Source organism: Sphingomonas sp. MMS12-HWE2-04, assembly GCF_044881185.1.
Taxonomy (GTDB): domain Bacteria; phylum Pseudomonadota; class Alphaproteobacteria; order Sphingomonadales; family Sphingomonadaceae; genus Sphingomonas.
In genome coordinates this window covers 905,611-914,966 of the sequence record NZ_CP173254.1, presented here as the reverse complement: position 1 = coordinate 914,966, position 9,356 = coordinate 905,611, and the positions used below count along the sequence as shown (strand labels likewise).

Sequence of the window (9,356 nt, the reverse complement as noted above, 5' to 3'; positions counted from 1 at the left end):
CGTTCGGAGACCTGATCAGGGTGCAAGCAACGGCATCCGAACCGCTGGACGGGGCATGACCGGATTCAAATGGGAGGACGACCATGGCCGACATGTATATGGGACAGATCTGGTTTGCGGGCTTTCCGTTCGCAGCGAAGAACAACGCCACCTGCCAAGGGCAGATCATTGCGATTTCGCAGAACTCGGCGCTGTTCTCGCTGCTGGGGACGACCTTTGGCGGGAATGGCCAGAACACCTTCCAGCTGCCGAACGCAGGCGGTCGCACGCTGCTCGGCCAGGGCCAGGCACCCGGCGTCGGTCATAATTACCAGATGGGCGAAATCGCCGGCACCGAGAATGTGACTCTCACCACCGCGCAGATGCCGATGCACGTCCATGCGGTCAGCTCACCGGTAACCGTCGAGGCAATGGGCGGAATCGGCGCGGCGCAGGAATCGGATGCCCCGGCAGCGGGCTCCTATCTGGGCACCGCCTATGACAGCAACGGATCGGCCGCCCCGGTTTTCTACGTCCCGGCTGGAACGACCGGCGGCACGGCGGTCAACCTCGCGGGATGCTCGGTCAATGCCAACACCACCGTGGCCGGCGGCAGCCAGGCCTTCTCGGTGATGCAGCCCTATCTGGTGATCAACGCGCTGATCTGCACGCAGGGCGTCTTCCCTTCGCGCAACTGAGCCGTTTCGATGTCGCCTGCGCGGTCCCGTTGGCCGCGCGGGCGATGTCTTTCAGGAAAACGCCGCCTGATAATGGCGCGACGTTGCACTCGGCTGGAGCTGGTTGATGAACAGCGTATGCGGCCCGCCGCGCCCGCAATCGAATTCATATTCCAGGTCGAGCAGATAGGCGTGAAGCGGCCCATCGAAGAACAGCGAGAAGGGTTCGCGAAAATCGACGCCGCGCCAAAGCGGCGGAAGCCGCTCGATCCGGTTCAGCGTCAGTTCGATCGGATTGGGCAAGGTATTGATCCGGACCTTGCGGCCCACCCATGGCTCGAAATCTTCCGGTGCGAGCAAACGCATGCCGATCCCCTCCCGCAAGCGGGCGGACCCGCGTATCGCTGGATTGACTAGCCCGCCGCACTTGCCGTGTGAAGCGGCGACACGCATCGGATCGGCACGCACGATGGAACGGACCGCGCTACCCCCCTTCCCCCGCTCGTTGGCGACGGCCGCGATCCCGAGCGACGCGCCGCGCCTCCACCTGCGCCCTGCCGGTGCCGACGACCTGGCGCGGCTGACCCAGCTCCACGCCGCGTTGCGCCTGCCCGAACTGGCGCTCGCGCCCTGGTCGGCGGCGGAGAAGCAGACGTTCCTCGACGACCAGTTCCGCCTCCAGCACCTCCACTTCGTCACGCACCATGCCAAGGCCGATTTCTGGGTGGTCACCGATAGCGCGGGCACGACGATCGGCCGGCTCTATCTCGATCGATCGCGGCGCGACTGGCGGATCCTCGAGATCCTGCTCGCCGCGGACGTGCGCGGCCAGGGGCTCGGTTCGTTGCTGCTGGCGTGGGTGCAGCAGCGGGCGATCGCCGCCGGCGCCGAGGGGGTCGCGCTCAACGTCACCGCCAATAATCCGCGAGCACAGGCGTTGTACCAACGGTTCCGGTTCGAGGCGGGCGAGAGCGACGACGGATTCAACCTGCCGATGCGCTGGCGTGCGGACGGCCCGCTCTGCTAAGGGCGCCGTTCCCATGGACATGCCCGACATCTTGCCGATTCGCGTTGCCGCGCTCTATCAATTCACGCGCTTCGACAATTGCGCCGCGATCCAGACGCCGCTCGCCGCCTTGTGCTGCGCGCAGGGCGTGAAGGGCACGCTGCTGCTGGCGCAAGAGGGCATCAACGGCACGATCGCCGGATCGCACGAGGGCATCGCCGCGGTGCTGGCGCATATCCGCACGCTGCCCGGCTGCGCGGCGCTGGACGTCAAGGAGTCGCGCGCGGCGGAGATGCCGTTCCACCGAATGAAGGTGCGCCTCAAGCGCGAGATCGTGACGATGGGCGAGCCCGATATCGATCCGCTGACCAGTGTCGGCGACTATGTCGCGCCGCAGGACTGGAACGCGCTGATCGACCAGCCGGACACGATCCTGATCGACACGCGCAATGACTATGAAGTCGCAATCGGCACCTTTTCCGGCGCGATCGACCCCAAGACGCAAAGCTTTCGAGATTTCCCCGCCTGGGTGCGCGCGCATCGCCACGAATGGGAAGCCGAGGGCAGCCAGCCGAAGATCGCGATGTTCTGCACCGGCGGAATACGCTGCGAGAAGGCGACTGCGTTTCTCAAAGCCGAGGGGCTCGACGCGGTCTATCATCTGAAAGGGGGCATCCTCGCCTATCTCGAGCAGGTGCCCGCGGCCGAGAGCCGATGGGAAGGCGAATGCTTCGTCTTCGACGAGCGCGTCGCGGTAGGCCATGGGCTGGCACTCGGCACGCATGCGCTGTGCCGCGCCTGCCGGATGCCGCTAAGCCCCGAGCAGCAGGCTTCGCCGCTCTATGTCGAAGGCGTGTCGTGCCCGGCCTGCCATGCCGAGCGTACGGACGAACAGCGCGAACGCTATGCCGAGCGCCACAAGCAGAGCCGGCTCGCCGCCGAACGGGGCGAGCCGCATATCGGCGCCGCGTTGCCACGCGCGGCACGCGACGAGCCGCTTCAGGAAAGCTGACGCTCCAGGTCGGCGAGGAGAATGCGCGCGACCGGCTCGTGCCGCTCATCCTCGATATCGAAGCTGCCGCGCATCGCCAGCGGCGCACCTTTGAGCCGCTGACCGCTGATCAACGCCCGCGCCATGCCGTGCGCACCTGCCAGCGCGGCACGAAGGTCAGGATATTCGCGCGGCGGATTGGCAGGCACGGCCTGATCGCCATCGCGGAGCTGAAAATGATAGAGCGGCATGCCGGCATAATGTTCGGCATTTCAAAACGTTGCCTCGACCAATTCAGATCAATGCGATTTTTCACGGCGGCGCTGCCGCTCGCTCATTCCACCGTCACCGACTTGGCAAGATTGCGCGGCTGATCGACGTCAGTGCCCTTGGCGACCGCGACATGATAGGCGAGCAGCTGCACCGGCACCGCATAGACGAGCGGGGCGATCAGCGGGTGGACCTTGGGCATGGTGATCGTCGCCATGCAGCCATCGCCCGCCGCCTGGACGCCGTCATAGTCCGAGATCAGCACGACCTTGCCGCCGCGCGCCTGGACCTCCTGCATGTTGCTGACGGTCTTCTCGAACAGCGGGCCCGAGGGGGCGATGACGATCACCGGCACGGCATCGTCGATCAGCGCGATCGGGCCGTGCTTCATCTCGCCGGCGGCATAGCCTTCGGCATGGATATAGCTGATTTCCTTGAGCTTGAGCGCGCCCTCCAGCGCCAGCGGATAATCGGTGCCGCGGCCGAGATAGAGCACGTCGCGCGCGCCAGCGATATTGTGCGCCATCGCCTCGATCGATTCGTCATAGGCGAGCGCGCCGTTGAGCGCCGCCGGCGCCTCGGCGAGATGCTTGACGATCGCCTTTTCCTCGGCGGGCGTGAGCTTGCCCTTGGCGCGGGCGAGATTGGCGGCGAGCGCGGCGAGCACCGCGAGCTGGCAAGTGAACGCCTTGGTGGAGGCAACGCCGATCTCAGGCCCGGCATGGGTGGGCAGCAGCAGGTCCGCCTCGCGCGCCATCGAGCTGGTGGGGACGTTGACCACCACGGCGATCGTCTGGCCCTCGGCGCGTGCATGGCGGAGCGCGGCGAGCGTGTCAGCGGTCTCGCCCGACTGGCTGATGAACAAGGCGAGCCCGCCCTCCTCCATCACCGGCTCGCGGTAGCGGAACTCGCTCGCCACATCGAGGTCGACGGGGACGCGGGCGAACTGCTCGAACCAATATTTGGCGACCATGCCGGCATAGAAGCTGGTGCCGCAGGCGACGATGGTGACGCGCTTGATCTTCGAGAGATCGAATTCGGGGATCGGCAGCGTGACGCGCTCCTCCATGCGCTGGAGGTACGAGCGCAGCGTCTGGGCGACGACGATCGGCTGCTCGTAAATCTCCTTGAGCATGTAATGCCGGTGATTGCCCTTGGAGATCAGCTCGCCGGTGACGCCGGAGATGGTGATCGCACGCTCGACGGGATTGTTGTCCTTGTCGAAGATCTCGGCGCCGTCGCGGGTGATGACGACCCAGTCGCCTTCCTCGAGATAGGCGATTCGCTGGGTGAGCGGCGCCAGCGCGAGGGCATCGGATCCGAGATAGGTCTCGCCCTCGCCATAGCCGACGACCAGCGGCGAACCGAGGCGGGCGCCGATCAGCAGATCCGGATGCTGGCGGAACAGGATCGCGAGCGCGAAGGCACCATGGAGGCGCGGCAGCACTTCGGCGACGGCATCGGCGGGCGCCATGCCGGCCTCGACCTTCTCGCTCACCAGATGCGCGACGACTTCGGTGTCGGTCTCGCTCTCGAAGCTGCGACCGCGGGCGATCAGCTCGTCGCGCAGCGCCTTGAAGTTCTCAATGATGCCGTTGTGGACCAAGGCGACTTCGCCGGTAGCATGCGGATGCGCGTTGTTGGTCGTGGGTCCGCCGTGCGTCGCCCAGCGGGTATGGGCGATGCCGGTGGTGCCGGGCAGCGGATTGGCCGCCAGCTCCTTGCCGAGATTGACCAGCTTGCCCGAGGCGCGGCGGCGCTCGATCCGGCCCTCGACATCGGTGGCGATGCCGGCCGAATCATAGCCGCGATATTCGAGCCGCTTCAACCCGTCATACAGCCGCTCGGCGACGTCTTCCCTGCCGACGATCCCAACAATTCCACACATGCGAAATGCTTCCTTCTGCCGCGCTCAGTGCGGGAATTTGGTGTCGACGAAAACCTGGACGAACTCGGCGGGATCCGGCTCGCGGCCATTGGCGGCGACGAACTTGTCATGGCCATTGTCCCACACCTGGCGAATCGCGCCGGCGATGCCCGCGGGAAACTGCATCCGCGCCTCGACGATCTCGCGCCAGCCGCCCTGTTCGCCGAATACCTCGCGGAATTTGGGCTCCATCGCGGTCAGCTTGTCGTCCTGCTCGGCGCCAAGATGGCCGATCGCATCGAGCACATAGCAATCGAGCAATCGGAGAAACGGCTTGCCTTCGTAACGGTCAGTCACTTCTTCGCCTTCCTTGCGAGCATCTTCTCGCGAAACCGCGTCGCCCAACCGGGCTTCGCTTCCTGCGTGCCGCGCGCCAGCGCCAGGGCGCCGGCCTCGACATCGCGCGTGATCACCGATCCCGCCGCGACGATCGCGCCATCGCCGATCGACACCGGCGCCACCAGCGCCGAATTGGATCCTACAAAAGCGCCCGTTCCAATCGATGACTTGTACTTGAAAAATCCGTCATAATTGCAGGTGATCACGCCCGCGCCGATGTTCGCGCCCGCACCGATCTGGGCATCGCCGAGATAGGTCAGGTGGTTTGCCTTGGCGCCCTCGCCGAGCACGGCGTTCTTGATCTCGACGAAATTGCCGACGCGCGATCCCCTTTCCAGCACCGCGCCGGGGCGCAGCCGGGCATAGGGCCCGACCGAGACGCCGCCGGCGATCGTGGCGCCCTCCAAATGGCTGAAGGCGTGGATGACGACCTGATCGGCAACGGTGACGCCCGGACCAAACACGACATGGGGCTCGATCGTGACGTCGCGGCCGATCTGCGTGTCGTGCGCGAACCACACCGTCTCGGGCGCGACCAGCGTCGCCCCCTCGACCATAGCGCGGGCGCGGCGGCGCTGCTGCCATTCGAATTCGAGCCCGGCGAGCTCGCCGCGGCTGTTGACCCCGGCGACTTCGATCGCGTCGGTCTCGATGCCGACCGAGAAGCGTCCGTCCTCGGCGGCAAGCTGGACGATGTCGGTGAGATAATATTCACCGGCAGCATTGTCGTTCCGCAGCCTGGCGAGCAGGCGGAACAGATCGGCCGAGCGCACCGCCATCAGCCCCGAATTGCACAGCGTGACGGCGCGCTCCTCGGCGCTCGCGTCCTTATATTCGACGATCTTTTCGAGACGGCCGTCGGCGCCGACGATCACACGACCATAAGCACCGGGATCGGCCGGGCGGAAGCCGAGCACGACGACGCTGGGGTCGCCGGGCCCATGGAGCGCGTCGATCATGCGGCGCATCGTCTCAGGCGTGACCAGCGGCACGTCGCCATAGAGGATAAGAACATCGCCCACGAACCCGGCGAGCGCGTCTTCCGCCATGCGCACGGCATGGCCGGTGCCAAGCTGCTCGGCCTGCTCGACGGTCTCGGCACCCAGCGGATGGACCGCGGCCTCGACCTGCGCGCGCCCGGCGCCGACCACCACGACTTCGCGCGCGGCACCGAGTGCCTTCACGCTGTCGATCAGATGGAGCAGCATCGATCGCCCGGCGATCGGATGAAGCACCTTATGGGTATCGGATTTCATCCGCGTGCCCTTGCCCGCGGCAAGGATGATGGCGGCTATTGGCGATGTCATGGAACCTCCGCAGGGCTCCCCCCTGCCACGAGATACTTGCCTTTTCCATAGCGATGCTGGCACGCGTGCGGCGATGAGCGCTTTCCCCTTTGCCATTGTCGGCTTCGATCTCGACGGCACCTTGTTCGATACCAGCCTGGACCTCACCGACGCGCTCAACCACGCGCTGGTCGGCCTGGGCCGCGCGCCCCTGCGCGTCGAGGCGGTCAAGCCGATGATCGGGCGCGGCGGGCTGCACATGCTCGAACAGGGGCTGGCGGCCAGCGGTGGGTTCGACGCGGCGATGCTCGAGCGCAGCTATGCCGAGCTGATGACCTTCTACGAAGCGAACATCGCGCGGAACACGCGGCCGTTTGACGGGCTTCTCGACGCCATGGACCTGCTCGACGCGCGGGGTGTCAAGCTGGCGGTGGTGACCAACAAGCGCGAACGCCTCGCGGTCAAACTCGTCGCCGAACTCGGGATGACGTCGCGCTTCGCCACGGTGATCGGCGGCGACACGATGGGTCCGGGCAATGCCAAGCCCTCGCCGCTGCCGATCCAGGAGATGGTCCGGCGGTGCGGCGGCGGGCCCGCCGCGTTCGTCGGCGATTCGATCTTCGACATCCTCGCCGCGAAGCATGCTGGCGTGCCGTCGGTCGCGGTGTCGTTCGGCTTCCTGATGCAACCTGTCGAGGAACTCGGCGCCGACGCAGTGATCGATAGCTATGCCGAGCTCGTGCCGGCGCTGGAGCGGCTCGGGCGCTAGGGCGTGTGGCCGCTGCGCCACTTGGTCCAGAGGTGCCGCGCGAGGAGGGCGGCGGGCATGCGGATCGCGTGGCTGCGCAGATAGAAGCCCAGCCGGGTCACGCGCCGCGACGGCCTGCCCCAGCCATCGCGGGCGAGCAGGCGGCGCCGGTAGAGCGAGTCGAGCCCGTTCGCGGTGCACCAGTCCGGGGGGATTTCGGTGCCGTAGAGATCGTGCGCCAGCCGTGCGGCGCGGCGCATCGGGGCATCCAGGCCGTGGTGCCGGGCGCGCGCGTCCAGCCCTGCGGTGCCGAATTCGCCGATCAGGCAGTGAATGTCCCAGAGATTGCGCAAGCCTCCGGCCAGATCGCCGTCGGCGAAAAGGTGCGCGGCGGCGTGGCAGAGCATGTCGTTGGGCGCGAGGATGCCCAGGCCGTTCTCGAGCGCCAGGCTGTCGGCGAGCAACGCCCCGGCATCCGGCGTGATCTTCGCGGTGAGCGGCAGGATCGTGTGGTGGACGTCGATCATCCGATCGCGCTCGCGGTGGATCAGCGGGGGCAGCTCGTGCATCCAGCGGCGATAATAGGCGTCGTCATAGGGATCGGGCTTGACCCATTCCCACCCCGCCGCGAGCAGCATCGCCTCGGCCTGGTCGATCCGATCGCGCGGCACGAGAATGTCGAGATCGCCGATCGAGCGCCCCCGCCCCGCCGCCAATCCGGCCGCGACGAAGGCTGTGCCCTTGAGCAGCACCACCGGCACGTCGCCGAGCGCGCGGCGCGCCATCTCGGCTTCCCACAAAGCGGCGACGCGGCCCTGCTCGGCCGAGGCGCGGGCATCGGCGAGGATGCGTGAGACTGGGTTCGGCACCGGCAGTCCGTCGAGCCGGACCGCCAGCGTGCCGATGAGCTGCTCGGCGCGGGCGATGGCGAGCAGCGCAGTCCAGCCGGCGGCGTCGAGCGCGGCGGTGGTGCCCGGATCGCGCAGCGCGCGGACGAGGATCGCGGCGTCCATCAGGCCTGCGCCCAGAGCCGTTCGATCAGCGCAATCGCAGTGTCGCCGTCGGGATAGTCGATCGCGCGGGCGGGCGTGCCGCGGACCAGCTTGGTAAGCGCGTCGAAGCCGCGCTCGGCAAGCGCGACATAATTGGTCGAGGCTTGGGTCAGCCGGACGAAGGTCTCGCTCGGCAGCACTTCGCGCTCCGCCGCTTCGAAGCCGAAGCTCGGAAACACAATCAGCTTCGCCGCGGCCGGCTCTGCCATACCGGCGATCGCGCGCGCGTCGGGGACCAGATGGCGTATCGTCCCCTTGGGCGTGCTAGAAAGGACCGGACCGAAGCGCGCCCGGGGCAGCGCGGCCTCGAGCACGGCAATCGCGTCGTTCTTGAGGCTGACCAGCCGCGGGAAGCCGTGGACCAGCCCGGTGGCGGGATCGAGCAGCGCGAATTCGTCGCCCATCAGCCGCCAGCCGCGCGCCATCAGCAGCGCGGCGAGCGTCGACTTGCCCGCGCCCGACAGGCCGGTCATCAACAACGCCTTGCCGTCGCGCTCGACCGCCGAGGCATGGAGCAACAGATAGCGCCGCTGCCCGAGCGCCATCTGGAGATTCATCCCCATCTCCGCGGCAAGCAGCCCCTGGGCGAGCGGCAGCGGCGCGGCGTCGGGGATGACGAAGTCGCCGCCGATATGCACCGAGGGACGCAACACCCGCCGCCACGGCCGCGCGGCGAAGAGGTGGACGTTAAAATCGGGGACGCCGCCCTCGGGCCCGGGATAGTCGACGTAGAGGCTTTCGAGCGCGGCGATCGGGCCGCGCCAGTCGCTGCCGATGCGAAAGCCGATCGGGCCGATGCGCAGCGCTGCGACGTGCCTCACAGCCGCTCGACCAATCCGGCGTCGACAAGTTCGCCCAGGCGCAGGGCAAGCAGTTCGGGCGCCGCATCGACGAGCTCGAAACGCGCGGCAAGGCGCGCGAGCAGCGCGTCGAGCGTCAGCGGTTCGTCGAGCGCATCGAGGATCTCGGGCGCGGGGGAATCGACGATATGGGTGATGCCCGAGGCGCGGTGATAGATCAGGGTCAGTGCATCGAGCGGCACGATGCGCAGCGCTTGGGGCGCCGCGGCCCGATACCGCAC

12 protein-coding genes are annotated in these 9,356 nt (G+C 67.3%); 4 read left to right on the top strand and 8 right to left on the bottom strand.

Annotation, left to right across the window (positions count from 1 at the left end; all coding sequences use genetic code 11):
• Positions 1–83: 83 nt before the first annotated feature.
• On the top strand, positions 84–677 hold the full coding sequence (locus AB2M62_RS04200) for a phage tail protein (protein ID WP_404338087.1): 594 nt from the start codon (positions 84–86) through the stop codon (positions 675–677).
• A 51-nt stretch (positions 678–728) separates the two neighbouring features.
• On the opposite strand, the gene AB2M62_RS04195 is transcribed toward AB2M62_RS04200, so the two are convergent.
• Entirely contained in the window at positions 729–1,022 is a 294-nt protein-coding gene (locus AB2M62_RS04195; RefSeq protein ID WP_404338085.1) for a DUF6916 family protein, read from the bottom strand.
• 103 nt (positions 1,023–1,125) lie between these two features.
• Here AB2M62_RS04195 and AB2M62_RS04190 point away from each other — a divergent pair, with 103 nt between their 5' ends.
• Positions 1,126–1,683: a GNAT family N-acetyltransferase gene (locus AB2M62_RS04190; RefSeq protein ID WP_404338083.1), complete on the top strand. Its 558-nt coding sequence runs from the start codon at positions 1,126–1,128 to the stop codon at positions 1,681–1,683.
• 13 nt (positions 1,684–1,696) lie between these two features.
• Positions 1,697–2,674, top strand: coding sequence for a rhodanese-related sulfurtransferase (locus AB2M62_RS04185; protein ID WP_404338081.1), 978 nt, complete (start codon positions 1,697–1,699; stop codon positions 2,672–2,674).
• Here the strand turns inward: AB2M62_RS04185 and AB2M62_RS04180 are convergent.
• From AB2M62_RS04180 to glmU, 4 genes are all read right to left on the bottom strand, one after another.
• Entirely contained in the window at positions 2,662–2,904 is a 243-nt protein-coding gene (locus tag AB2M62_RS04180) for a DUF6894 family protein (protein WP_404338079.1), read from the bottom strand. The genes AB2M62_RS04185 and AB2M62_RS04180 overlap by 13 nt on opposite strands.
• A gap of 83 nt (positions 2,905–2,987) precedes the next feature.
• Complete coding sequence (glmS, locus tag AB2M62_RS04175) at positions 2,988–4,811, bottom strand: glutamine--fructose-6-phosphate transaminase (isomerizing) (protein ID WP_404338077.1); 1,824 nt, start codon at positions 4,809–4,811, stop codon at positions 2,988–2,990.
• Between the two features lie 24 nt (positions 4,812–4,835).
• Positions 4,836–5,147, bottom strand: coding sequence for a hypothetical protein (locus AB2M62_RS04170; RefSeq protein ID WP_404338075.1), 312 nt, complete (start codon positions 5,145–5,147; stop codon positions 4,836–4,838).
• The gene (gene glmU / locus AB2M62_RS04165; RefSeq protein ID WP_404338073.1) at positions 5,144–6,496 is read right to left on the bottom strand and encodes a bifunctional UDP-N-acetylglucosamine diphosphorylase/glucosamine-1-phosphate N-acetyltransferase GlmU; all 1,353 of its coding nucleotides are present in this window, start codon (positions 6,494–6,496) and stop codon (positions 5,144–5,146) included. The genes AB2M62_RS04170 and glmU overlap by 4 nt, the downstream gene beginning before the upstream one ends.
• Positions 6,497–6,569: 73 nt before the next feature.
• On the opposite strand from glmU, the gene AB2M62_RS04160 reads away from it, so the two are divergent.
• Positions 6,570–7,244 (top strand): HAD-IA family hydrolase, encoded by a 675-nt coding sequence (locus tag AB2M62_RS04160; protein ID WP_404338071.1) that lies wholly within the window; start codon positions 6,570–6,572, stop codon positions 7,242–7,244.
• Here AB2M62_RS04160 and AB2M62_RS04155 read toward each other — a convergent pair.
• The 3 genes from AB2M62_RS04155 to AB2M62_RS04145 are packed head-to-tail and all read right to left on the bottom strand — an operon-like array spanning position 7,241 to position 9,356.
• Complete coding sequence (locus tag AB2M62_RS04155) at positions 7,241–8,236, bottom strand: nucleotidyltransferase family protein (protein WP_404338069.1); 996 nt, start codon at positions 8,234–8,236, stop codon at positions 7,241–7,243. The two genes, AB2M62_RS04160 and AB2M62_RS04155, sit on opposite strands and share 4 nt — an antisense overlap.
• A complete protein-coding gene (locus AB2M62_RS04150; RefSeq protein ID WP_404338067.1) occupies positions 8,236–9,096 on the bottom strand; it encodes an HprK-related kinase A in 861 nt (286 codons plus the stop codon). Before AB2M62_RS04150 ends, AB2M62_RS04155 begins: the two co-directional genes overlap by 1 nt.
• Entirely contained in the window at positions 9,093–9,356 is a 264-nt protein-coding gene (locus AB2M62_RS04145; RefSeq protein ID WP_404338065.1) for an HPr-rel-A system PqqD family peptide chaperone, read from the bottom strand. The genes AB2M62_RS04150 and AB2M62_RS04145 overlap by 4 nt, the downstream gene beginning before the upstream one ends.

What these genes read in the sequence shown, in the direction of transcription:
- AB2M62_RS04160 (WP_404338071.1), top strand. Translation starts at nt 6,570, where the DNA reads ATGAGCGCTTTCCCCTTTGCCATTGTCGGCTTCGATCTCGACGGCACC.
- AB2M62_RS04155 (WP_404338069.1), bottom strand. Translation starts at nt 8,236, where the DNA reads ATGGACGCCGCGATCCTCGTCCGCGCGCTGCGCGATCCGGGCACCACC.
- AB2M62_RS04190 (WP_404338083.1), top strand. Translation starts at nt 1,126, where the DNA reads ATGGAACGGACCGCGCTACCCCCCTTCCCCCGCTCGTTGGCGACGGCC.
- glmU (WP_404338073.1), bottom strand. Translation starts at nt 6,496, where the DNA reads ATGACATCGCCAATAGCCGCCATCATCCTTGCCGCGGGCAAGGGCACG.
- glmS (WP_404338077.1), bottom strand. Translation starts at nt 4,811, where the DNA reads ATGTGTGGAATTGTTGGGATCGTCGGCAGGGAAGACGTCGCCGAGCGG.
- AB2M62_RS04185 (WP_404338081.1), top strand. Translation starts at nt 1,697, where the DNA reads ATGGACATGCCCGACATCTTGCCGATTCGCGTTGCCGCGCTCTATCAA.
- AB2M62_RS04180 (WP_404338079.1), bottom strand. Translation starts at nt 2,904, where the DNA reads ATGCCGCTCTATCATTTTCAGCTCCGCGATGGCGATCAGGCCGTGCCT.
- AB2M62_RS04200 (WP_404338087.1), top strand. Translation starts at nt 84, where the DNA reads ATGGCCGACATGTATATGGGACAGATCTGGTTTGCGGGCTTTCCGTTC.
- AB2M62_RS04195 (WP_404338085.1), bottom strand. Translation starts at nt 1,022, where the DNA reads ATGCGTTTGCTCGCACCGGAAGATTTCGAGCCATGGGTGGGCCGCAAG.